Source organism: Rhizobium sp. SRDI943, assembly GCF_057653695.1.
Map to the genome: position 1 here is coordinate 323,443 of NZ_JBYGKN010000004.1, position 23,481 is coordinate 346,923.

Sequence of the window (23,481 nt, forward strand, 5' to 3'; positions counted from 1 at the left end):
ATACGCAGTAGAATTCGAGGTCAAATAAAATGGCGTCTCCATGGAAACTTCTTGCTGGGCTGGTGTCACGGCGACGCCAGCAGAAGCAAGAACACGGCTCAACCGATGACGTGAAGCCGGACGTATCAGCCATGGCCGAGCCGACTGAAGCGGCGGCCAACAACCGGTCGAAGGCCGCAGACCGTGCGGCCAACGAAAAGCCGGTCACCCACGAACAACACGAGGCGGTGTCGGTAGACCCGCGTCGTCATGCCGAAGAGGCGGCAAATAGTGCTGATCACACGACAGATGTCGAAAGCGCCACGCTCGAGATAGCGGCTGATCCGGCCTCATCCGATGTGGTGGACATAGCTGCACACGCCGCGCCCAAGCCCTCGCGGACTGACGATGGTGCAGCGCGAAAGCGCAGCAGACAGGCCAGGAAAGCGGACGTCGTCGATGTCGTTTCGCGACCATCTCCACGACTTGCCATCGTTTCCGACGATGCAATCAGCCTTGAGGGAGAAATCAGGATGCTCCGGGATCAGTTGGCGAGGAAGCTTCGGCTGCAAAACGCACAACTGAGGAGGATGCTTGATCGGTTCGAACGCTGAATTGTCAATTCCCGTTGTACCCAATGGGTCCAATGCGCCTTGGCCCGGAACGGCTATGAGCTGCGTTGCTGGCGCATTGCATAAGGTCTATCGGCCCGGCCATCGAATGATCGAGCTAGCAACTGGCGTTTGATATGGCGCTCAATCCGGGTTCTGTCTGCCTTTGCCTAAAACGACTTGGTGGTCCCTCCCGTCTTTACCAGTAGCCCGCCGGACTGGGTTGGCATTGACATGCGTGAAGTCATGCTGGCCAGTCCGCCCGACCACCTTCCCACGAACATTGCCCGGCGTGGCAATAATTGCAAAAGCCACCTCCCGTCGTCGACGACAAGTTGCCGGCCGGCAGTCGATCCCATTCTCGCGCCCATGCCCGGATGTTCGGGACGAGTATCTCGATTGGCGCGTGATGTCGTATCGCGCGCGCTTCATCCGCGAAGCTGGCGACGGGATCCGGATCGCGGATCAGCCATGTCCGCCTGCGTCAAAACCTCCCCTGCGATTGCGGCCATCGCGTCCTGCCCCGGCTTTTGGTCCTGCCAGGCTCGCGCCGCCGGCAACGGCCTTGCCGTCCTCCACTTCGTTGCGGCCCCGCGGGGTGCAGGCAGCGCTTGCCGCCTGGCTTTCGGACCGCCGTACGTAGCAGGTCGCGATCGCCGCGACCTCGAAACGGAGGTTCCAACATGAGCAGGCAGCAATCCAATCAACGATCCGATATCTACAGCCGCATCACCAACACGATCATCGCCGATCTTAAACAGGGTGTGCGGCCATGGACCAAACCCTGGACGACGGGACATGCGACAGCCAAGGTCAGCCGGCCACTGCGCCACAACGGCCAACCCTACACCGGGATCAACGTCCTGCTGCTGTGGTCGCAAGCCATCGCCCGCGGCTTTGCCTCATCTCGCTGGATGACGTTTCGCCAGGCCATCGAGCTCGGCGGCGCCGTGCGCAAGGGCGAAACCGGCACAACCGTCGTCTTTGCCAGTTCGTTCGTCCGCACCGAGACGACAGACACGGGCAGCGAGATCGAACAGGATGTTCCATTCCTCAAGGCCTACACGGTGTTCAACACCGATCAGATCGCCGGTCTAAAAGGCCGCTTTGACGACGGCGCACCTCACCAGGATCCGATGAGCCGCATCGGCAATGCCGGCCGCTTTTTTGCCAATACCGGCGCACTGATCCGCCACGGAGGATCGGCTGCCTATTATGCCGCTCAGCGTGATTACATCCAGATGCCATGCCTGGATGCCTTTAGGGACGATGCTTCCTATGTCGCCGTCCTCAGCCACGAGATGACGCACTGGACCGCCGCACCGCGACGGCTGGATCGCGATCTCAGCCGCTACGCGAAAGACCGGAGCGACCGCGCCCGCGAGGAGCTCATTGCCGAACTCGGCAGCGCGTTTCTCTGCGCCGATCTCGGCATCGTCCCAGAGCTCGAACCGCGCCCCGACCACGCCAGCTATCTCGATGGCTGGCTCAAGGTTCTCCACCACGACAAGCGCGCCATCTTTTCGGCGGCGGCCCATGCGCAGCGGGCGGTCGACTACCTGCATTCCTTGCAGCCGGAGCGCAACGAGGAGGAGGCGGCGTAAGCCGTCTCTTCTTCAACTGATGAAATGCTCGGATGATCAGGCCGCCCCGCGGGCCTTCCAAGCCTGCATGGTGAAAACCGACGCGCCGCTCCGTAGCCTGATCGCGCCGCCGCCGAGGCCTTGCCCAGACCGAACGGTGAAGTGGCACCAACTGCCTGCTGCACGTTCTCGCATTTTGTTCATGAGCCCCAGACCACTGACTGCTCATGCCGCTTAATCAGGTGCTTGAGGTTATCGAAGCCGGTGCGGATGTGGCGGGCGAAGTTGTCGGCGGCGGGTGTGCGGGGTGCGTCAGAACGCTTCAGCAAGCCGAGCGCGCGTTCCGAATGGGGGATGGGAACGGGCAGGGCGGTGATGGACTTTTCGTTGCGCAATGCGAAGACGACGCTGTGCGGCATGATGGTCAGCGCATCCGCCGCCTTCATGTACTGGACGACGCTCATGAGGGAGCCGCCCGAATAGCGGATCTTGACTTCGGTTGCGCCGAAGGACAGCAGCATGCTGCGCAGATCGGTGAGTAGCGGGCTGCCTGGCGGAGGCGCCACCCAAGGGAAATCGAGCAGGTGCGCCGGCTGAGGGCGCCGCTTCAACAGCAAAGGATGGGTGACCCGGCAGGCGACGACGTTGCGGCCGGGCAGGATTTGCTGAAATTCGAGGCCGGAGCCCTCGTCGAGAATATCGATCGGGCAGATGGCAAGGTCGATCTGGTCGGCATTGAGCGCGGCACGGAGGTCTGGGAAGTAACCATAGCTCTGGTCGATGCGTACGTCTGGATGCAGGTTCTGGAACTCGGCGATCATGCCGGCGATCAACGCATCCATGAAAAAAGGCGTGCCACCGACACGCACTACGCCGCTTCTGCCGGCCCGAAAGCTTTCGACGACATCGGAGGCCTTGCGCGATGCCGACAGCATCGTCTGGCCGTGATCGGCCAGCGCCCGACCCAATGACGTTGGCTGCAACGGCCGCCGCCCCTTGACGAACAGTGGCTCGCCGATGCGAGCCTCGAGCATTGCGAGCGTACGCGAAACAGCCGGCTGCGATAGGCCGAGCAGGGCAGCTCCCTCGGTGACCCCGCCGGTCTTAACGACTGCCGCAAGCTGGACAAGGTGACGTTCGTCTATCTTCATAACGATATGATATATTAATAGCGAATAAAATCATTACCGGCACATAGCGTTTGGACTAAATTTGTCTCCACCAGCCATTGCCTTGGAGGAGACGCATGACGCCGGGTCCGATGGCGCTGAATTTCAGCGAGGCCACCTCGCATGACATCTTTGCGCAACGACTTCAGCCATCAAAGGACAACATCCTGCCGCAGGTTCTCGCGGCGGCGGTGACGCATCTCCATACCCTGATCCGCGAAGTGCGGCCCACCCAGGCGGAATGGCGCCAAGTCATCGAATTCTTGACCGACGTTGGCCATGCAAGCGACGAGCGGCGCCAGGAGTGGGTGCTCCTGTCGGATCTGCTCGGCGCTTCGACACTGGTCGAGGAGATCAATTCGCGCCGTCCGAAGACGGCCACCCCCAACACCGTGCGCGGACCGTTCTTCCGCGCCGACGTTCCACAATTGCCGCTCGGCGGCAATATTTCGCTTGATGGTATCGGCGAGCCGCTGGAAGTTTCCGGCCGCGTGCAGGATCTCGATGGCGATCCCATCGCAAATGCCGAGATCATCACCTGGCAGGCCAATGCTCAAGGCCTCTACGAAAACCAGCAGCCGGACCTGCAGCCGGAATTCAACCTGCGCGGCGGCTTCCGCACGGATCCCGACGGACGTTTCCACTATCGGACCATCAAGCCATGCGGCTATGGCGTGCCTGACGATGGTCCCGTCGGAAAGCTTTTGCGGCGGGCGGGCTATCCGCTGCGCCGCCCCGCGCATCTTCATTTCATCATCAAGGCGCCGGACTTCGAGACGATCACCACGCATATCTATGACGGCAGCGATCCGCATCTGGCCGAAGACGCGATCTTCGCCGTCAAGCCCGAGTTGGTGCGAACCTTCGAGCAGCAGGGCAAGCGGTGGTTGTTGAAACTGACGTTCGTCATGGTCCGCGCCAGGCAGGGAGCCGATACATGAGCCGGATTTTCACCTATAGCGGCAGCCCCGCCCATATCGTCTTCGGCGAAGGCAAGAGCGCCGCCGCCGGCGAGTGGGTGGAAAAGCTCGGATGCACCAAGGCCCTCGTTCTCTCGACGCCGCAACAGAAGGCCGACGCCGAAGCGCTTGCCACGCGGCTGGGCTCTCTCGCTGTCGGCGTCTTTGCCGGCGCCACTATGCACACGCCAGTCGATGTCACCGAAGAGGCGATGGAGGTGGTTTTCCAAACGCAGGCCGATTGCGTCGTTTCGCTCGGCGGCGGCTCGACCACCGGGCTTGGCAAGGCGATCGCCTATCGCACGGATCTGCATCAGATTGTCATTCCGACGACCTATGCCGGATCGGAAGTGACGCCGATCCTCGGCCAGACCGAGGCCGGGCGCAAGACGACCGTGCGCCATGCGAGCATCCTGCCAGAGGTGGTGATATACGACCCGGCGCTGACGCTTGGCCTGCCGGTCGGCATGAGCGTCACCTCGGGCCTGAATGCCATGGCCCATGCGGTCGAGGCGCTCTACGCGCAAGACCGCAACCCGATTTCGACGCTGATGGCGGTCGAGGGGCTGCGGGCCTTCAAGACCAGCCTGCCTGATATCATCGCTAATCCCCACGAGCCCGATGCCCGTGCCGATGCACTCTACGGCGCCTGGCTTTGCGGCACCGTGCTCGGCACGGTCGGTATGGCGCTGCACCACAAGATCTGCCACACGCTGGGCGGCACTTTCGATACGCCGCACGCCGACACGCATGCGATCATGCTGCCGCACACCGCCGCCTACAATGCCGCGGCGGTGCCGGAACTTCTGGCGCCGGTCGCCGATATTTTCGGCGCCTCGGTCGGCGGCGGGCTTTGGGATTTCGCGAGACAAATCGGTTCACCGCTGGCGCTGAAGGGTCTGGGCCTGAGCGTTGCCGATCTCGATCGCGCAGCCGAGATCGCCACCGAAAATCCCTACCGGAATCCAAGGCCGATCGACCGGAAGTCCATTCGTGCCCTGCTGCAGGATGCCTGGGAGGGCAAGCGGCCGGCATAAGCTGACGACAGACATCACGCTCTCTGGGAGGAGAGGAAAATGGGAGGAGGAAACATGTTTACCCGACGCGATTTTCTGAAGACGACGGCCGCCACCGGTGCATTGGCGGCGACATCCGGGCTCGCCGCCCCCGCGATCGCGCAGGACGCCGCGATCAAGCTCGGCTATGTCAGCCCGCAGACGGGACCGCTTGCCGCCTTCGGTGAGGCCGACAAGTTCGTCATCGACAGTTTTCTGGCAGTCACCAAGTCGAAGGGTCTCAACTACGAGGTTGTCGTCAAGGACAGCCAATCCAATCCGAACCGGGCGGCGGAGGTCGCCAAGGAACTGATCGTCACCGACGAGGTGAACCTGATCCTCGTCGCCTCGACGCCGGAGACCACCAATCCGGTGGCGACCACCTGCGAGGCTGAGGAAATGCCCTGTATTTCGACGGTGGCTCCCTGGCAGCCGTGGTTCATCGGCCAACAGGGCAATCCCGGCGACCCGCCCTCCTGGAAACCATTCAACTACGCCTATCACTTCTTCTGGGGTCTCGAGGACGTCATCTCGGTCTTCACCAACATGTGGGCGCAGATCGAGACCAACAAGAAGGTTGGCGGCCTCTTCCCAAATGACGGCGACGGCAATGCCTGGGGCGACAAGGTCGTCGGCTTCCCGCCGGTGCTGGAAAAGATGGGCTACGGGCTGATCGACCCCGGCCGCTATCAGAACATGACGGATGATTTCTCGGCGCAGATCAACGCCTTCAAATCGGGCCAGTGCGAAATCATCACCGGCGTGGTGATCCCGCCTGACTTCACCACCTTCTGGAACCAGGCCAAGCAGCAGGGTTTCGCCCCGAAGATCGCCTCGATCGGCAAGGCACTGCTGTTCCCGCAGACGGTGGAGGCGCTCGGCAATGCCGGGCATAATCTGTCGTCGGAAGTCTGGTGGACGCCGAGCCATCCGTTCAAATCGTCCTTGACGGGCGAAAGTACAGCAGAGGTGGCGGCCGCCTTTACCAAGGCGACTAGCAGGCCGTGGACGCAGCCGATCGGTTTTGCCCATGCGCTGTTCGAGCTGGCGGTGGATGCGATGAAGCGGGCCGGAGATCCGACAGACGGGGATGCCGTCGCGCAGGCGATTGCCGCCACCAAGCTCGATACGCTGGTCGGGCCGATTGCTTGGGACGGCAAGGGCCTGCCGCCTTTCGCGGCCAAGAACATTGCCAAGACGCCGCTCGTCGGCGGCCAGTGGCGGTTGAAGGACGGCGGGGGCTACGATCTCGTCATCACCGACAACAAGACGGCGCCGAACATTCCGGTCGGCGGCAAGATGGAAGCAATCGCCTGATTTTTTGCGCGGGCCCGTTCGGCCCCGCCTGTTCTCGGAGGAATGGGTTTGGCAATTCTCGAACTCGATGGGGTCTCGAAGAAATTCGGCGCATTGACGGTCGCCGAGCAGATTTCCTTTGCCGTCGGCGAAGGCGAGGCGCTTGGCATTATCGGGCCGAACGGCGCCGGCAAGTCGACGCTGTTCAATTTGATAACCGGCAATATCCCCGCCGACAGCGGAAGCATCCGCTTTCTCGGCGGCGACGTGACGCGCACGCCGCCGATGGCGCGCTGCCTGGCGGGCATGGGCCGCACCTTCCAGATCCCGCAGCCGTTCGAGAAGCTGACGGTCTTTGAAAACCTCCTGGTCGCAGGCGCTTTTGGCTCGCGGCGGCGCGAGGCCGAGGTGTCGGACCGCTGCGCCGAAATCCTGGTGGACACCGGGCTGATCGACAAGGCGAATGTTTTGGCCGGAAGCCTGTCGTTGCTGCTGCGCAAACGGCTGGAGCTCGCCCGAGCGCTGGCGACGGAACCGAAGCTGCTGCTGCTCGATGAAATCGCCGGCGGGCTGACCGAGGGCGAGTGCCGGTCGCTGGTGGCCACCATCCGCGCCATTCATGCGCGCGGCGTTGCCGTCATCTGGATCGAGCACGTGCTGCATGCGCTGAATTCCGTCGTTGAGCGGCTGCTGGTGCTGCATTTCGGCAGGGTCATCGGCATCGGCAAGCCCGACGACATCATGGCATCGCGCGACGTGCGTGAAATCTATCTGGGGATCGAGATCTGATGGCGCTGCTCGAAACCAGAGGCCTGACCGCCTCCTACGGCGATTTCCAGGCGCTGTTCGGCGTCGATATTGTGGTCGGCGCCGGCGAGACCGTCGCCATCATTGGCGCCAACGGCGCCGGCAAGACGACGCTGATGCGCTCGATCTCAGGCGTGCTCACCAATGCGGCGTCATCGATCCTTTATCGCGACGAGCCGATCGGCGCGCTGTCGGCGCCTGACATTCTGGCGCGCGGCATCGCCATGGTGCCGGAAGGGCGAAAACTCTTTCCGTCGCTGAGCGTCGAGGAAAACCTGCTGGTCGGCAATTATGGCCGCAAGGTCGATGGCGCGTGGACGCTCGAAAGCATCTTCGCGCTATTCCCAATCCTGAAGGAGCGGCGCGACAATCCGGCCACGGCGCTTTCCGGCGGGCAGCAGCAGATGGTGGCGATCGGCCGCGGGCTGATGTCCAATCCGGCGATGCTGCTCTGTGACGAGATCAGCCTTGGCCTTGCGCCCGTCGTGGTCCGCGATATCTACGCCGCCTTCCCGCGCATCCGCGAGACCGGCGCTTCGATCGTCATCGTCGAGCAGGATATCGCCCAGGCGCTGAAGGTGGCCGACCGCGTCTACTGCATGATGGAAGGGCGGGTAACGCTTTCCGGCCGCGCCGCCGACCTCAGCCGCGACGACATCCACAAGGCTTATTTCGGGACGGATCACCATGAACTGGCTTGATACCATTCTCCAGGGCGTGCTGCTCGGCGGGCTCTACGCGCTGTTTGCGGCGGGGCTCAGTCTCGTCTTCGGCATCATGCGGCTGGTCAACCTCGCCCATGGCGATCTGATCGTGCTTGCCGCCTTCCTGATCCTGGTCCTGGTGACGACGCTCGGGCTCAATCCGTTCGTTGCCGCCGCGATCGCGATGCCGTTGATGTTCGCGATCGGCTGGGGACTGCAATATTTCCTGCTCAACCGCACGCTCGGCAAGGATATCCTGCCGCCGCTGCTTGTCACTTTCGGCCTGTCGATCGTCATCCAGAACGGCCTGCTCGAAGGATTTTCGGCCGATAGCCGCCGTGTCTTTGCTGGGAGCCTAGAAAGCGCCTCCGTCAATCTCGGCCCGGTCACCGCCGGCATCATGCCGCTGATGACCTTCTTTTCCGCCGTCGCCGTCATCGTCTGTCTCAACCAGCTCATCTACCGCACCTCCGTCGGCCGCGCCTTCCGGGCGACCTCGGACGATCCGGTGACGGCAGGGCTGATGGGCATCCGGCCGCAACGTATCTTCGCCATGGCGACAGGGCTTGCCATGGTCGTGGTGACGATCGCTGCCCTCTATCTCGGGACCCGCGCCAATTTCGATCCGACGTCGGGACCGGCGCGGCTGATCTATGCCTTCGAAGCGGTGATCATCGGCGGGCTCGGCTCGCTCTGGGGCACGCTCGCCGGCGGCATCATCCTTGGCGTTGCCCAGACGGTGGGTGCCGCGATCAATCCGGAGTGGCAGATCCTTGCCGGCCACCTGGCATTCCTCGCCGTTCTCCTGTTCAAGCCGCGCGGCCTTTTCCCGCGCGCGGTGGATTGAGGTGCATCGATGACCATGGCCATTCCCTCCTTCACCGTCGAGACGCGTACCAGGGCATCGACATTGTCGGCTGTCGCGGTCGTTGCCCTTCTGCTGCTTGCCTTCGCCGCACCCTTCATCGTCTCGCGCGGCGTCATCCAGGACCTTTTCTTCATCCTCACCATGCTGGTGCTGGCGCAGAACTGGAACCTGCTTGCCGGTTATGCCGGGCTGATCTCGGTCGGCCAGCAGGTCTTCGTCGGCTTTGGCGCCTATACGATGTTCGGCTGCGTCATCCTGTTCGGCGTCGACCCGGTCGTGGCCATACTGATTGCCGGCGTATTATCCGCCGCCCTCGCCATTCCCACGGCCTTCTTCACCTTCCGCCTCTACGGTCCTTATTTCGCCATCGGCACCTGGGTGGTGGCCGAGGTCGTGCGGTTGCTGCTGGCCCAGTGGAAGGCGCTCGGCGGCGGCACCGGCACCTCGTTGCCGCGGGAGGCGACCCGCGACATGATGGGCGTCGGGGCGATGCGCGACCTCTTCGGCATGAAGGCTTCCGAGGCGGGCGACTCGCTGACTTATTGGCTGGCGCTGATCCTCGCCGTCGCCACAATCGGCTTCATCTATGGTCTTCTGCGCAGCAAGCAGGGTCTCGGCCTAGCCGCCGTCCGCGACAACGAGCAGGCCGCCCGCGCCGTCGGCGTCGATGCGCGGCGGATGAAGACGCTGGTCTATCTGGCGACCGCCTTCATGACAGGCATCGCCGGGGCGCTGATCTACGTGCAGAAGGCGCGCATCTCGCCGGACGCCGCCTTCTCGGTCACCGACTGGACGGCCTATGTCATCTTTATCGTCGTGATCGGCGGCATCGGCACGATCGAGGGACCGATCCTCGGCGTCATCATCTTCTTTCTCTTACAGAACCTCTTGGCCGACTACGGCTCCTGGTACCTGCTGATGCTCGGTCTTCTCGGCATCGCCATCATGCTTCTTGCGCCGCGCGGCCTCTGGGGATTGTTCTCCGAGCGCACCGGCATCCAGCTTTTCCCGGTTCGCCGCGTCCTGAAGGGCGGGCCGCTCAATCTCACGCATAGGGGAGGGCCTCATGGCTGACATTACCACCGACGTACTCATCATCGGCACCGGCCCGGCCGGCTCCGCCACCGCCGCACTGCTCTCCTCCCACGGGGTCGAGAACCTAGTGATCAACCGCTACCGCTGGCTCGCCAGCACACCGCGCGCCCACATCACCAACCAGCGCACCATGGAAGTGCTGCGCGATCTCGGTCGAGACGTGGAGGACGAGGCCTACATGTTCGCGGCCGAGCAAGACCTGATGGGCGAGAACGTGTTCTGTACCTCGCTCACCGGCGAGGAGATTGGCCGGATGAAGAGCTGGGGTAAACATCCGCTATCGCGCGCCGAGCACCAGCTGTCGTCGCCGGCTCATATGAACGATCTGCCGCAGACCTTCATGGAGCCGCTGCTGTTCAAGACGGCCTGTTCGCGCGGTAGCCAATCGCGCATGTCGACGGAATATCTGGGCCATGCGCAGGACGAGGACGGCGTCACGACAACCTGTCTCGACCGGCTGACCGGCAAGGAATTCACCGTCCGCTCGAAATATCTGGTCGGCGCCGATGGCGGCAATTCCAAGGTCGCGGAACACGCGGGCCTCACCTTCGAAGGCAAGATGGGCGTCGCCGGTTCGATGAACATCCTGTTCGAGGCCGATCTGTCGCGACTGGTCGCCCATCGTCCCTCGGTGCTCTATTGGGTGCTGCAGCCGGGTGCTGACGTTGGCGGCATCGGCATGGGGCTGGTGCGTATGGTAAGGCCCTGGAACGAATGGCTGATCGTCTGGGGTTACGATATCAACCAGCCGCCTCCTTCGGTGGATGAAGCGCATGCGAAGAAGGTCGTGCGCGACCTGGTCGGCGATCCGGATCTCGAGATGACCATCAAGTCGGTCTCGACCTGGACCGTCAACAACATGTACGCCACGTCAATGTCCAATGGCCGCGTCTTTTGCATGGGCGACGCCACCCACCGCCATCCGCCGTCAAACGGGCTCGGCTCGAACACCTCGATCCAGGATGCATTCAACCTCGCCTGGAAGCTCGCCTTCGTCCTGAAGGGGGCCGCAGGCCCGAAACTTCTCGATAGTTATCAGGCCGAGCGGGCGCCCGTCGCCAAGCAGATCGTCACCCGGGCCAACAAGTCGATCGAGGAGTTCGGGCCGATCTTCAAGGCGCTGGGGCTGCTCGATTCCATCGACCCGGTGAAGATGCAGGAGAACATGGACGCCCGCTGCAACAACACTGTCGCGGCCGAGGAGCAACGGGCCGCGATCCGCAAGGCGATCGCCGACAAGGTCTACGAGTTCGATTGCCATGGCGTCGAGATGAACCAGCGCTACCGATCGGGCGCGATCGTAACGGATGAGCAGGCGGAACCGGCCTTCGCCCGGGATCCGGAACTGCACTGCCAGCAGACGAGCTGGCCCGGCGCAAGGCTGCCGCATGCTTGGGTGTATTCTGCGACAGGCGAAAAGCTGTCGACGCTCGACCTTGCCGGACATGGGAAGTTTACCGTGCTGACCGGCATTGGCGGACAGGGTTGGATCGAGGCCGCCCGAACCCTTGGAAAGGAATTGGGCATCGATATCGCCGCACATCTGATCGGTCCACGTCAGCCCTGGCAGGACTTTGCCGGCGACTGGGCGAACATGCGTGAAATCCGAGACAGCGGCGTCCTCCTCGTGCGTCCCGACCATCATGTCGCCTGGCGAAGTGAAGCGATCGTCGACGATCCGTCAGCCGAACTGCGGCGCGTGCTGACCAGCGTTTTGGGGAGATAGGGCGATGATTGATGCACATGAAAAGGGTTTCTTCACGGAAGAGAACTCCGTTGAGGTGGTCACGAGCCGCAACGCCACCACCAAGGACCAGCGCCTGAAGCGCGTGATGGAGGTCGTGACACGCAAGCTGCATGAGGCGGTGAGGGAGCTTGAGCCGACGCAGGACGAATGGATGGAGGCAATTCTCTTTCTGACCCGCACAGGACATACATGCAACGAATGGCGACAGGAATTTATCCTGCTGTCGGACGTGCTCGGCGTGTCGATGCTGGTCGACGCCATTAATAACCGCAAGCCCTCAGGCGCCTCCGAAAGCACTGTTCTTGGCCCGTTTCACGTTGCCGACGCGCCGGAACTGCCGATGGGCACCAATATCTGCCTCGATCACAAGGGCGAGGACATGGTGATCGGCGGCAGCATCCGTAGCACGGATGGCAGACCGATTGCCGGCGCTGTCATCGACGTCTGGCAGGCCAACGACGAAGGCTTCTACGACGTGCAGCAGAAGGGGATCCAACCAGACTTCAACCTTCGCGGCATCTTTCGCACCGGCGCGGATGGCCGCTATTGGTTTCGCGCAGTCAAGCCCAAGTATTACCCGATCCCGGACGATGGACCGGTCGGCAAGCTGCTCGGCGCGCTCGGTCGTCACCCCTACAGGCCCGCTCACCTGCACTACATCATCAAGGCCGACGGCTTCGAGACGCTCACGACGCACATCTTTGATCCGGACGATCCGTACATCCACTCCGACGCCGTCTTTGGCGTGAAGGAGAGCTTGCTTGCCAAGTTCCAGCACGTCGAGGATTCGGTACGCGCTGACGAGCTTGGTTTCTCTGGCAAGTTCTGGCAGATAGAGCACGATTTCGTGCTGGCTCGGCCCGAGGAGTAGCATGCTCGCCAGCCGGCGTTCTGACGAAGAAGGCCGTGATAGCCGATGCAATGGAGATGATCTCCCCGGATGGGAAGGCGGCTCGAATTCCGCCGGTCATAGCCGCAGGGGACGCCAGCCAACGCGGCATTTGAGCCGGTCTTTTCGGTGGCATGCGCCCAAACAAAATGCAAGCCGATATGACGCATATAGTTCCATAACGTTGATTACGCCACAAACTATTTAGCCGGCTACTTAAATTGAGATGCGCCTTGTCGGTTTACGTCGATGACGCCATGCATTCGGGGTTCGCTGGGTCCAAGAGCAACCTTTGACTAGCTGACCGCGACGAAGGCGTTCAGCGATGGGCAGCCTCCTGGCATCGACGGCCGTCATCCGTGCCTCGGCCGTTTTGCGTGCGAGCAAGTGGACTGGGTAAGCGGCCCGGCGGTCGCCCGCTTCCGGTTGGGCCGATCGGTGGCCACTGCTTTGGGGCTGCCTGACTTCGACGATAGACGGCTTGGCGTGACGCATGGATTCTCCGGGCGGCGAACCAGGCTCGGCAAGTCACGTCGATAACAAGGGCAACTGCCCGGTCGGCCGAACTCGTCGCAACCGAATTCGACGCCATGACTTGAGGACAGAGCGCAGGCTTGCCACTGCAGTGTTTCGGTACGGAATGCCCTGACGCGGGCCCCCATGCTCAAGTACCTCCCATTGCTGTCGTAGGCCGCTCCTCCGCGGGCTCGATGAGGCATGTCTGACCGGAGACCGGCTGCGCCTCGATCGTCTTCCCGCAACGGCAATTTGCAGATTTCTTACCCCGGACGTCACGTCCTCCTCTCCCGCTAACAAATCTGCGTCTTGCCGCCCTCCATTTCATTTTGGCCTTATCAGGTGCGGTCCGATCGTCACCGGTCTTTGCGACAGCCATCGAGGCCGCGATGGGCGCGGCCCGATACACACGAAAGGAACATGAACATGGCTACCATCGGCATCTTCACCGCAAACGAAAACGGCTTCACCGGCTCGATCCGCACTCTCGCTCTCAACGTCAAGGCCCGCATCGCCCGCGTCGAAAATCCGTCCGACAAGGGTCCGCACTTCCGTATCTACGCTGGCAACGTCGAGCTTGGTGCGGCCTGGCAGAAGCGTTCCAGCGAGAGCGACCGCGACTACCTCTCGGTCAAGCTGGACGACCCGAGCTTCCCGGCCCCGATCTACGCGACGCTTTCGGAGGTCGAAGGCGAGGACGGCTACCAGTTGATCTGGTCCCGCCAAAACCGAGACTGAGATCCCGCTGGCCCCGCCGCTTGAGGCGGGGCCAGCGGCCCGCTTTGAGAAAGCCGACAATAGGCCTCGATGCCGCCCACGACCTATAGGTCGGATATCAGCGATGCGCGCGTTTGAAAGGAAAACATCATGCAACAACTGGCCGATATCGTTCCTCATCTAGATCGGCGCGGCATTCTCGAGACCAACGCGCCATCAGGGGCCCGTTTCGGCGGTCGTCGTGACGCTGAAGGACCGAGGCGATCGGATCATCGCTGCAAATACCGGAGAGTTGATCTTGGCCGATAGCCCCGGGCACGTTTTTGTTTCACCAGGGCGAGGAACAGGCGAACCGCTTCCTCCTCCCGTTCGAAGAAGTGCTGTTTTTCCTGCCCATGCTGGCCGATGCGTCCCCATCGCCGGATCAGGCAGACCTCTCCAAACATTGTCTGCCCGACTTCCATGGCGTAGTAGCGCGCCATGTTCTTTGCCGCATCCGCGCGTTCGATATAGAGATGGTAGGGCTGTGCAATCATGCTGCCATGATCGCCAAACAGTATCGCGACGTCCAACGACACATTTGAATCAGTCACATGCGACCGATTCAATTTCGTGATGGATGGCAACCGGGCCAGGCGCCAATGGCGCACGGCGCCAATCGTACCGCGACCGAAGCCCGCAGGCGGTCTTCGCCGATTCCGGTCGCGATCCTCTCGCAACGTAATACAGACGGCGCACGAAGAGGTCGCGTCGAGCTTACCGAACCGTCTTGTGGCCAGCAAAGCTGGCAGGCGGTCGCGTCCTTTCAGGACGCGGTTCTATCTCTCTGACCGCCCATTGTGCACCCGCCGCTCCGGCGTCAAGGACATCACGGCCCCGCCAATTTTCCGCACCGCAGGCGGCACAGAAAATCGGTTCCTCCGCGCGCCGCGTGGCGGCCGCGTACGCGGTCCCTGACCCCTCGCGAGCTACGGTGCGGCCCCCTTTCGTCAGAAAACGAAAAGGAGACTTTGATGACAAGGCGTGAAATCAATCCCATGGATGGAGGAGCCCCCAAGCTGCGGCCTCAACAGTCGGACTTGCTTGAAAATTTGCGTCATAATTTCGATGCGGAAGTCCATCTTCCCTTCGATATCCCACGCGAGTTTCTGTCGGCGGCGCTACTCTTTGCGATCGACAACAAGGTGGATTTCGGCTTGTTCCATGAGGACCACCGGATCATCATCGCATATTTCGGCGGCGACGAAATTTATCTTCCGTCCCGGTGGTCCGATAAGCGCTGGCATATCGGTGTCGAGGACAGAGAGACGTTCTTCGATCCCGCGGATTGAGACCCAGACCAGAGGCGGCAGCCGCCTCTGGTCTTTAGCTTGCCTTATGACCCGGTCCGGCCGGATCGACCGACCGGCCCGGCTGTGAAAGGGGGGCTGCGCCGCCCCTCTCAATCTCACCCCATGAAGGAAGTGCAAGCCCCTCCTTCAAACTTCCTCCCATGAGGAAAGAGGACGGTTCCCTCCTCCCTTTCCCCAAACCCCTATTCCTCTCCCGTCGGATGGAGGTACTGCCAACTGGCGACGCCGATCACCGCCTCCCAGATGACGAGTGTCGGAATGCCGCGCCGCAAGCGGCCGGACGACCACGGTCTCACCGTTTTCCTGAACGGCGTTACGGTGTTCGTCGCCAGTCGATTTCCCCTAGATCCCGGTAGACGCTACATCCGACGTAGCTTCATCGGTGTTTGCGAGATTTATCGCATTCGAACGCTCCTTCCTGCCGCTGTCCGGTGAATGAAACCGGTTCTCGCCGACGCAAGCCTTCATATCGTCACGACGGAACCAGATCGCACGACCGCATCGAAGCGGCGCATTGCCTGCCGTGAAGACGATCTGCTCGTCGGCCCGCATGCGCAGAACTTCGTGCGGCTGGATGAGCGGTCTGGCGGCAAGCTGTTTCGAGCGCGTGCGCGATGAACCCTTCGACTGGACACTGCGACTGACCTGATCGATCTCGACCGTCGTCATGCCGCAGCGCCGCGAGATGTAGTCGGCCGTTTCCGGATCGTTGATGGCAGCAAACGAGATCCAGCTCGCACTCTCAAACCATTTGCTCGCCGCGTCGCGGCCGCCATAGGTTTCTCGCATCTGGCCGATCGACTGGTAAATCATTGTCAGCGTGATGCCGTATTTTCGGCCGGCGTCACGAGCCGTCTCCAGAATCCGCATGTAGCCCAGGCGTGCCACCTCGTCCAAAAGGAACAGCGCCCTGCCCTTCAATGCTCCATCACGATTGTAGATCGCGTTCAGGAAGGACCCGATGATGACGCGAGCAAGACCCGAATGCGTCTCCAGCGTCTTCAGGTCGATGTTGATGAAGACATCCGTGTTTCCCGCGGAAATGTCGTTGGTCGAAAAATTCGACTCCGAGACAAGCGCCGCATAATTCGGATAGGACAGCCAGTGCGTCTCCTTCACCGCATTCGCGTAAACCCCGCTAAACGTTTCTGGCGTCATGTTGACGAAGGCGGCGACGTTCTCCTTTACGAAGTCGGATCTCGAATTGTCGTAGATCGACTGCAGTCGCGCGCGCAGCTTCGGTTCGGGCTCGGACAGATTCTTGCGGACCCGGCGAAGTGTCTGGTCGTTCTCTTCGGTGCGGCCGGATAGACAGACGTCGGCGATCAATGCGGTCAACAGCTGCAGCGCCGATGCGCGAAAGAAATCGTCGCGCACGCCGCGAGCACCGCCGCTGTCGCTCATGATCCATGAGGCAACGGCGGCAATATCCTCTTCCTTCGTGCGGCCATGAAGCCCGATCCAGTCCAGCGCATTGAAGCCCGTGTCGGCGGTTCTTGGATCGAGGATGCGGACGTCGCGTCCGGCGTTTGTCCGATGCCCGATCACCATGGGCGCGACTTCGTTTGACGGATCCAACAAGACCAATGTACCGCCCCATTTAAGCGCGGTCGGGATCGTCACCGACGTCGTCTTGAAACCGCCTGAGCCGGCAAAGACGATGCCGTGCGAGGATCCGAACGAGCCGTCGAAGCAGAGAAGCGGCGACTTGCCGCCGGCGCCCCACGTCTCCACGCAATCCGCCCTGAACGACCGCATCGCCGTTATGTCCTGGTCGACGCGGTAGCGCTCGCCGACGACGATGCCGCCGGTATCCGGAAAGAGCTTTCCGGCCTCCGTCGATTTCATCCACTCGGCTTCTCCATGCAGTGCGCGCCTTCCTCGAATACGGCGCGGCTCGGAGCGCGCGAACGCCGCGTTGCCGACAAGTGCTACGCGAAGTGCAAAGCCGGCCGACGTCAGCGCCGCCCCTGCCCCGATCATCGTTGCCGGGTCTGCATAGGAGAGCGCCGATCGAACTGCCGGAAAATGGTCGAAAATTGCGGCAAGTCGCACGGTCTCACGCAGCGCGGCGATCACGATCGTCGCACTGCTACCGCCGACAACACCCCATCCGGCGAGCTTGATGTTCGTTGAGCCGGCGCTCGCAAACAGAAAGATGATGCCGGCGGCGGCTGACGCGATATAGGGCAAGGCGATTCCCATCCGACCGAGGGTCAGCCGCGCTGTCTCGGTTTTCCCGAATTCGGAAAACCATTGTTCGATACCCGTCATGCCGATGGTGACGAGCATCATCAGTGCTATGGGCACGCTGACCAGCGCGATCTTATTCGCCGTCATTGCCAAAGGCCTCCGATCCGATCGCCGTGAGCCGAGATCGCTCATCCTCATCGCTCCTGATGCGTCGTGCTGTTTCGATCAGCGCCCCGAGCAGCAGCGCGCGCTTTTCGTATCGTAGGCCCGCCTTGACGATCAGCCCGCCAAGTTCGATCTTCTCGCGTGTGTCCTTCCTGCGGGCGTCGAATGTCTTCGTCCTCGCCATCCGTTCAAGCCTCGCTATCGCCGCCCGCAGCCGTGCCAGACGCGACCGGTGTGGCTTGTGCACCTTTGCGACCATGCTCGTTTGCCCCTTTTCCTTCGGCGGGAACGACTTCGCCCCTGCGAAACCGTTCGGCCAGGTGCTCAAACGCCGCCTGCAGCTCGTTTTCGTCAGTCTCGATCTCGCCAAGGCCAGCCTTGAGCGCGATCCGCCCGATCCGCTCCGCTTCGCGGGTCTCGGCGGTTTTAAGTTGCTCTTGCAGTTTGGCGATTTCGTCGCGGATTTTCGAGGAGTGTTTCTTCATTCCAGATGGTCCCGTGTCTGCCGTTTCGTCTTCGAACGTTTGTGAGGTTCCTCCAGACCGACCTGCCAATCTACCGACACTAATGCGGGTAGGCGCAACCTGCACTTCCGGTCATGATCCCGGCCGTTCCGGAGGAGCGGCTTCCAAGGGCGCAATTATACGTCGCTGACGCGACGCCCTTGCTGGAGGCCGATTTGGCCCGCCGCTCTCGACGAACGCGATGAACTCGTTCGCAACCGGGAAGGAACTGCGCCGTGGCCGTCCCTCATTTCTCCGTCAGCATCGTCGCCCGTGGCTCCGGCCGCAGCGCCGTGCTGTCGGCGGCCTACCGGCACTGCGCGAAGATGGACTATGAGCGGGAAGCCCGGACGATCGACTACACCCGCAAGCGTGGTCTCCTGTATGAGGAGTTCGTCATTCCGGCAGGGGCTCCCACATGGCTGCGTGCCATGATCGCGGACAGGTCGGTGTCCGGAGCGTCCGAAGCCTTCTGGAACAAGGTCGAGGCGTTCGAAAAGCGATCGGACGCGCAGCTCGCCAAGGACGTCACCATTGCCCTTCCGATCGAGCTCTCTGCCGAGCAGAGCATTGCTCTCGTCCGGGATTTCGTGGAGCGGCACATCACGTCGAAGGGCATGGTCGCCGACTGGGTCTATCACGACGCACCGGGCAATCCGCATGTCCATCTGATGACGACGCTCAGGCCGCTGACAGAGCGCGGGTTCGGCGCAAAGAAGATTGCGGTGACCAGTCCGGACGGTAACCCGATGCGCAACGATGCCGGCAAGATCGTCTATGAACTCTGGGCGGGAAGCGCAGACGATTTTAATACGATTCGCGATGGTTGGTTCGCCTGTCAGAATAGGCATCTTGCCCTTGCCGGTCTCGACATCCGCGTCGACGGGCGGTCCTTTGAAAAGCAGGGCATCGAACTGACCCCGACCATCCATCTCGGTGTCGGCACCAAAGCGATCGACCGCAAGGCGGAACAAGCCAACGCAAGGTCGTCGGCATGGTCGCCAAAGCTCGAACGCATTGAACTGCAGGAAGACCGCCGCACGGAAAATGCCCGACGCATACAGCGCCGTCCGGAAATCGTTCTCGACCTCATCACGCGGGAGAAGAGCGTCTTCGATGAACGCGACGTGGCGAAGATCCTGCACCGCTATATCGACGATGCCGCTCTGTTCCAGAACCTGATGGTGAGGATCCTGCAGAGCCCGGAGGCGCTGCGGCTCGAACGTGACCGGATCGACTTTGCGACTGGTATCCGGACGCCTGCCAAGTACACGACGCGGGAGATGATCCGGCTTGAAGCCGAGATGGTCAGCCGGGCTATCTGGCTGTCCGGGCGCGCCTCTCATGGCGTACGCGAGGCGGTGCTGGAGGCGACGTTTGCGCGCCATGCCCGTCTGTCGGATGAACAGCGGACTGCGATCGAACGTGTGGCTGGCGGCGAACGGATCGCCGCCGTCATCGGCCGCGCCGGCGCCGGTAAGACGACGATGATGAAGGCGGCGCGCGAAGCCTGGGAAGCGTCCGGCTATCGTGTCGTCGGTGGTGCGCTTGCCGGCAAAGCAGCCGAGGGCCTGGAGAAGGAAGCCGGTATTCAGTCCCGCACGCTGTCGTCGTGGGAGCTGCGCTGGAACCAGAGCCGCGACCAGATCGACACGAGAACCGTTTTCGTGCTGGATGAGGCCGGCATGGTGTCGTCGCGGCAGATGGCGCTGTTCGTCGAGGCCGTGAGCAAGGCCGGCGCAAAGCTTGTGCTCGTCGGTGACCCCGAACAGTTGCAGCCGATCGAGGCGGGAGCTGCCTTCCGGGCGATCGCCGACCGGATCGGCTATGCCGAGCTCGAAACGATCTATCGTCAGCGCCAGCAATGGATGCGCGACGCCTCGCTCGATCTGGGGCGCGGCAATGTCGGCCAAGCGGTTGATGCCTATCGTGCCCATGGGCATGTCAGGGGGTTGGACCTCAAGGCGCAGGCCGTCGAAAGCCTGATCGCCGATTGGGATCGCGACTACGATCCTTCGAAGAGCAGCCTGATCCTCGCACACCTTCGGCGCGACGTTCGGATGTTGAACGATATGGCTCGAGCCAAGCTGGTCGAGCGCGGCATCCTCGCGGACGGCTTTGCCTTCAAGACCGAGGACGGAACCCGCATGTTCGCGGCCGGGGACCAGATCGTGTTCCTGAAGAACGAGGGTAGCCTTGGCGTCAAGAACGGTATGTTGGCCAAGGTGATCGACGCTGCAGCTGGGCGGCTCGTGGTGGCACTTGGCGAAGGGGAACATCGCCGTCTGGTCACGATCGAGCAGCGCTTCTACAACAAGCTCGACCACGGCTATGCGACGACGATCCACAAGAGCCAAGGCGCGACCGTCGATCGCGTCAAGGTGCTTGCTTCCCTTTCGCTGGACCGTCATCTCACCTATGTGGCGATGACGCGCCATCGCGAGGATCTCGCCATCTATTACGGCCGACGTTCTTTCGCGAAGTCCGGTGGCCTTATCCCGATCCTGTCGCGCCGGAACGCCAAGGAGACGACGCTCGACTACGAGAAGAGCTCTTTGTACGGCCAAGCCTTGCGCTTCGCCGAGGCGCGAGGCCTGCATCTCATGAACGTCGCCCGCACGATCGCCCACGATCGCCTCCAATGGGTCGTACGGCAGAAACAAAAGCTCGCCGATCTCGGCGCCCGCCTGGCGGCAATTGGCGTGATACTCGGGCGCGCCGCCAGCGCCAAAACATCACCCAAATCGAAGGCCAAGGAGTCGAAGCCCATGGTATCTGGCATTTCCACTTTCCCGAAATCCATCGACCAGTCCGTCGAGGACAAGCTCGCAGCAGATCCCGGTCTCAAAAAACAATGGGAGGATGTCTCCACTCGCTTCCATCTCGTCTACGCCCAGCCGGAAAGCGCCTTCAAGGCGGTGAATGTCGACGCGATGCTCAAGGATCAGGCGATCGCCAAAACCACGCTGGCAAAGATCGCCGGCGAACCGGAGCGCTTCGGTGCATTGAGGGGTAAGACGGGCGTGTTCGCCAACGGGGGCGACAAGCAGGACCGCGAACGGGCGATTGCCAACGTGCCGGCTCTGGCCCGCAATCTCGAACGCTATCTTCGCCAGCGGGCCGAGATCGAACGCAAGCATGAAACGGAGGAACGCGCGGTTCGCCGGCAAGTCTCGGTCGACATCCCCGCGCTCTCTGCTCCCGCAAAGCAAACGCTCGAGCGCGTGCGTGATGCGATCGACCGCGATGATCTTCCCGCCGGTCTCGAATATGCGCTTGCCGTCAAAATGGTGAAGGCCGAACTCGATCGGTTCGCCAAAGCCGTCTCGCAACGGTTCGGCGAACGCACCTTCCTCGGCATCGCGTCGAAGGATCCGAGCGGAGAGACCTTCAAGTCCGTCACGGCAGGGATGAACCCCGCGCAAAAGGCGGAGGTACAAGCCGCCTGGAATTCGATGCGGACCATCCAGCAGCTCTCCGCTCATGAGAGAACGACCGAGGCGCTGAAGCAGGCCGAGACCTTTCGGCAGACCAGGAGCCAGGGACTTTCGCTGAAATGATCCCGACAATCAGGCGCCAGTGCCCGACACACGAAAAAATTCACCCCGCCGCGACGCTATTATTGGCCGCGGCCTTGCTGGCGTTTGTCTTGTCCGTCGCCGCCGCCGCCGGTGGGTTCCGCATCAATATGACACCAAGCGAACCGCTCGGCCTCTGGCGGGTCGCAGCACTCGATCGGTCCCCCGCGGTCGGCGATGTCGTCTTCATCTGCCCGCCGGAAAACGACAGGATGCGCGAGGCCCGACAGCGCGGCTATCTGCGCTCCGGTTCGTGCCCGGGCGGTTTTGCCCCGCTGATCAAAACGGTGATCGCCACCGAGGGTCAAAGGGTGGAGATCAGGTCAGCCATGTTCGTCGATGGCATCACCGTGGCAAATTCGGCAGTCGCCAGAGCAGATGGAAAAGGTCGAGCTCTTTCGGCTTTTGCAAGTGGCACCGTGCCAGCTGGACACGCCGTTCTGCATTCCGGTTTCGCGGGCTCCTACGATTCCCGCTATTTCGGTCCTTTACCCGTGTCCGGCATCCTCGGTCTGGCGCAAAAGGTGCTCACCTATGCGCCGTGACCACGTGGGTACCGCAGCGCTGATCGGCCTTGCCCTTGCCGTCGCCTCGATCGGATGGAGCGGCCAGGTGCTTCTCCTACCAGTCGCCCTCGCCTTTCCTGTATTATGGGCTCATGCACCCAATCGGATGGCGGCGGGGCTGGTCTCTGCGGCATATTTCCTCGCAGCCTCACGAGGGTTGCCGCAAGGCGTCGCCACCTTCTATTCGTCCGACCTTTGGCCAGGACTGCTGCTCTGGCTCGCGGCATCGGTCAGCTTTTTCGGGGTCTACACGGTCCTTTGGACATCGGTTCGCACCAAGAGACCCCATCGGTACGTGGCCGCTGGCATCCTGATGGCCCTACCCCCTTTCGGAATTACCGGTTGGGCGCATCCGATCACTGCGGCGGGCGTTCTGTTTCCGGGATGGGGGTGGTGGGGACTGGCTGCCACGACAGCCGGTCTGATCGGCCTCGTAACCCGGCTTTGGCCGGCTGTCGCGATCGCTTTGGCAGGCGCGTGGGTTTGGTCCGGGCTAACCTGGACCGATCCAGAAGTACCTCAGTCATGGCGCGGCGTCGATTGGCAAATGGGTTCTTCGCTCGGACGCGAGGCCGGTCTTCAGCGACAGCGTGACCTGATCGCAACGGTGCAAAAGGTGGCTAGCGATGGTGTCGGCTACATCGTCCTGCCGGAAAGTGCGCTGGGCTTCTGGACGCCCACCATCGAGCGGCTATGGACCAGGGCTCTGGCCGGCAGTCCCGTGACGGTGGTCGCCGGCGCATCCGTTGTCGGCGCCGATGGCTATGACAATGTTTTGGTGGCGGTGTCGGCCGGAGGCGGCCGCGTCCTGTATCGTCAGCGCATGCCTGTTCCCGGCTCGATGTGGCAGCCGTGGTGGGGCGATAGCAAAGGCGCGCGCGCGGACTTTTTTGCAAACCCGGTTGTCGTCCTTAACGGCTACAAGGTCGCGCCGCTGATCTGCTACGAACAGCTCGTTGCCTGGCCCGCCCTGCAATCGATGTTGCACGATCCCGATGTCATCGTCGCCGTCGGCAATGGCTGGTGGACCGCGAATACCTCGATCGTCGCCATCCAGCGGGCCAGTGCCAGGGCCTTTGCGCGTCTCTTCGCCAAACCGCTCGTCCTTTCATTCAACACCTGAGCTGAG

21 protein-coding genes are annotated in these 23,481 nt (G+C 62.2%); 16 read left to right on the forward strand and 5 right to left on the reverse strand.

Features of this window, described 5'->3' with window-relative positions:
* Positions 1-29 precede the first annotated feature (29 nt).
* Together AC245Y_RS34710 and AC245Y_RS34715 are read left to right on the forward strand one after the other, a co-directional pair.
* Positions 30-593, forward strand: a complete 564-nt coding sequence (locus AC245Y_RS34710) for a hypothetical protein (RefSeq protein WP_017997482.1) — start codon at positions 30-32, stop codon at positions 591-593.
* A 680-nt stretch (positions 594-1,273) separates the two neighbouring features.
* Positions 1,274-2,194 carry an ArdC family protein gene (locus AC245Y_RS34715; protein WP_017997481.1) on the forward strand — a complete coding sequence of 307 codons (921 nt, stop codon included), beginning with the start codon at positions 1,274-1,276 and terminating at the stop codon, positions 2,192-2,194.
* 179 nt (positions 2,195-2,373) lie between these two features.
* On the opposite strand, the gene AC245Y_RS34720 is transcribed toward AC245Y_RS34715, so the two are convergent.
* The gene (locus AC245Y_RS34720) at positions 2,374-3,324 is read right to left on the reverse strand and encodes a LysR family transcriptional regulator (RefSeq protein ID WP_003554594.1); all 951 of its coding nucleotides are present in this window, start codon (positions 3,322-3,324) and stop codon (positions 2,374-2,376) included.
* Between the two features lie 95 nt (positions 3,325-3,419).
* Here AC245Y_RS34720 and AC245Y_RS34725 point away from each other — a divergent pair, with 95 nt between their 5' ends.
* The 10 genes from AC245Y_RS34725 (at position 3,420) to AC245Y_RS34770 (ending at position 14,016) form a co-directional block, all read left to right on the forward strand.
* Positions 3,420-4,283 carry a dioxygenase family protein gene (locus AC245Y_RS34725; protein WP_017997480.1) on the forward strand — a complete coding sequence of 288 codons (864 nt, stop codon included), beginning with the start codon at positions 3,420-3,422 and terminating at the stop codon, positions 4,281-4,283.
* Positions 4,280-5,338, forward strand: coding sequence for a maleylacetate reductase (locus tag AC245Y_RS34730; protein WP_017997479.1), 1,059 nt, complete (start codon positions 4,280-4,282; stop codon positions 5,336-5,338). Before AC245Y_RS34725 ends, AC245Y_RS34730 begins: the two co-directional genes overlap by 4 nt.
* Positions 5,339-5,392: 54 nt before the next feature.
* A complete protein-coding gene (locus AC245Y_RS34735; protein WP_017997478.1) occupies positions 5,393-6,673 on the forward strand; it encodes an ABC transporter substrate-binding protein in 1,281 nt (426 codons plus the stop codon).
* A gap of 48 nt (positions 6,674-6,721) precedes the next feature.
* Positions 6,722-7,441, forward strand: a complete 720-nt coding sequence (locus AC245Y_RS34740) for an ABC transporter ATP-binding protein (protein WP_020487176.1) — start codon at positions 6,722-6,724, stop codon at positions 7,439-7,441.
* A complete protein-coding gene (locus AC245Y_RS34745; RefSeq protein WP_017997476.1) occupies positions 7,441-8,160 on the forward strand; it encodes an ABC transporter ATP-binding protein in 720 nt (239 codons plus the stop codon). The genes AC245Y_RS34740 and AC245Y_RS34745 overlap by 1 nt, the downstream gene beginning before the upstream one ends.
* Positions 8,147-9,010: a branched-chain amino acid ABC transporter permease gene (locus AC245Y_RS34750; RefSeq protein WP_003554581.1), complete on the forward strand. Its 864-nt coding sequence runs from the start codon at positions 8,147-8,149 to the stop codon at positions 9,008-9,010. The genes AC245Y_RS34745 and AC245Y_RS34750 overlap by 14 nt, the downstream gene beginning before the upstream one ends.
* A 9-nt stretch (positions 9,011-9,019) precedes the next feature.
* Entirely contained in the window at positions 9,020-10,105 is a 1,086-nt protein-coding gene (locus tag AC245Y_RS34755; protein ID WP_017997475.1) for a branched-chain amino acid ABC transporter permease, read from the forward strand.
* Positions 10,098-11,852 carry an FAD-dependent oxidoreductase gene (locus AC245Y_RS34760; RefSeq protein WP_012760289.1) on the forward strand — a complete coding sequence of 585 codons (1,755 nt, stop codon included), beginning with the start codon at positions 10,098-10,100 and terminating at the stop codon, positions 11,850-11,852. The genes AC245Y_RS34755 and AC245Y_RS34760 overlap by 8 nt, the downstream gene beginning before the upstream one ends.
* Before the next feature lie 7 nt (positions 11,853-11,859).
* On the forward strand, positions 11,860-12,744 hold the full coding sequence (locus tag AC245Y_RS34765) for an intradiol ring-cleavage dioxygenase (RefSeq protein WP_026157742.1): 885 nt from the start codon (positions 11,860-11,862) through the stop codon (positions 12,742-12,744).
* A 960-nt stretch (positions 12,745-13,704) separates the two neighbouring features.
* Positions 13,705-14,016, forward strand: a complete 312-nt coding sequence (locus AC245Y_RS34770) for a DUF736 domain-containing protein (RefSeq protein WP_012760275.1) — start codon at positions 13,705-13,707, stop codon at positions 14,014-14,016.
* Positions 14,017-14,264: 248 nt separating this feature from the next.
* On the opposite strand, the gene AC245Y_RS34775 is transcribed toward AC245Y_RS34770, so the two are convergent.
* Positions 14,265-14,531: a WGR domain-containing protein gene (locus tag AC245Y_RS34775; protein ID WP_172643749.1), complete on the reverse strand. Its 267-nt coding sequence runs from the start codon at positions 14,529-14,531 to the stop codon at positions 14,265-14,267.
* A gap of 477 nt (positions 14,532-15,008) precedes the next feature.
* Here AC245Y_RS34775 and AC245Y_RS34780 point away from each other — a divergent pair, with 477 nt between their 5' ends.
* Positions 15,009-15,326: a hypothetical protein gene (locus tag AC245Y_RS34780; RefSeq protein WP_012760273.1), complete on the forward strand. Its 318-nt coding sequence runs from the start codon at positions 15,009-15,011 to the stop codon at positions 15,324-15,326.
* Positions 15,327-15,689: 363 nt separating this feature from the next.
* On the opposite strand, the gene traG is transcribed toward AC245Y_RS34780, so the two are convergent.
* Genes traG through traC form a run of 3 tightly spaced genes read right to left on the reverse strand, consistent with a single transcriptional unit; the run spans position 15,690 to position 18,190 of the window.
* Positions 15,690-17,687 carry a Ti-type conjugative transfer system protein TraG gene (gene traG, locus AC245Y_RS34785; protein ID WP_017997470.1) on the reverse strand — a complete coding sequence of 666 codons (1,998 nt, stop codon included), beginning with the start codon at positions 17,685-17,687 and terminating at the stop codon, positions 15,690-15,692.
* The gene (gene traD, locus AC245Y_RS34790; RefSeq protein WP_012760271.1) at positions 17,674-17,889 is read right to left on the reverse strand and encodes a type IV conjugative transfer system coupling protein TraD; all 216 of its coding nucleotides are present in this window, start codon (positions 17,887-17,889) and stop codon (positions 17,674-17,676) included. The genes traG and traD overlap by 14 nt, the downstream gene beginning before the upstream one ends.
* 4 nt (positions 17,890-17,893) lie before the next feature.
* Positions 17,894-18,190 (reverse strand): conjugal transfer protein TraC, encoded by a 297-nt coding sequence (gene traC / locus AC245Y_RS34795; protein ID WP_012760270.1) that lies wholly within the window; start codon positions 18,188-18,190, stop codon positions 17,894-17,896.
* A 254-nt stretch (positions 18,191-18,444) separates the two neighbouring features.
* On the opposite strand from traC, the gene traA reads away from it, so the two are divergent.
* The 3 genes from traA to AC245Y_RS34810 are packed head-to-tail and all read left to right on the forward strand — an operon-like array spanning position 18,445 to position 23,475.
* A complete protein-coding gene (gene traA / locus AC245Y_RS34800; RefSeq protein WP_017997469.1) occupies positions 18,445-21,768 on the forward strand; it encodes a Ti-type conjugative transfer relaxase TraA in 3,324 nt (1,107 codons plus the stop codon).
* Complete coding sequence (gene traF / locus AC245Y_RS34805) at positions 21,765-22,331, forward strand: conjugative transfer signal peptidase TraF (RefSeq protein WP_012760268.1); 567 nt, start codon at positions 21,765-21,767, stop codon at positions 22,329-22,331. Before traA ends, traF begins: the two co-directional genes overlap by 4 nt.
* Positions 22,321-23,475, forward strand: a complete 1,155-nt coding sequence (locus tag AC245Y_RS34810; protein ID WP_012760267.1) for a conjugal transfer protein TraB — start codon at positions 22,321-22,323, stop codon at positions 23,473-23,475. The genes traF and AC245Y_RS34810 overlap by 11 nt, the downstream gene beginning before the upstream one ends.
* Positions 23,476-23,481 lie beyond the last annotated feature (6 nt).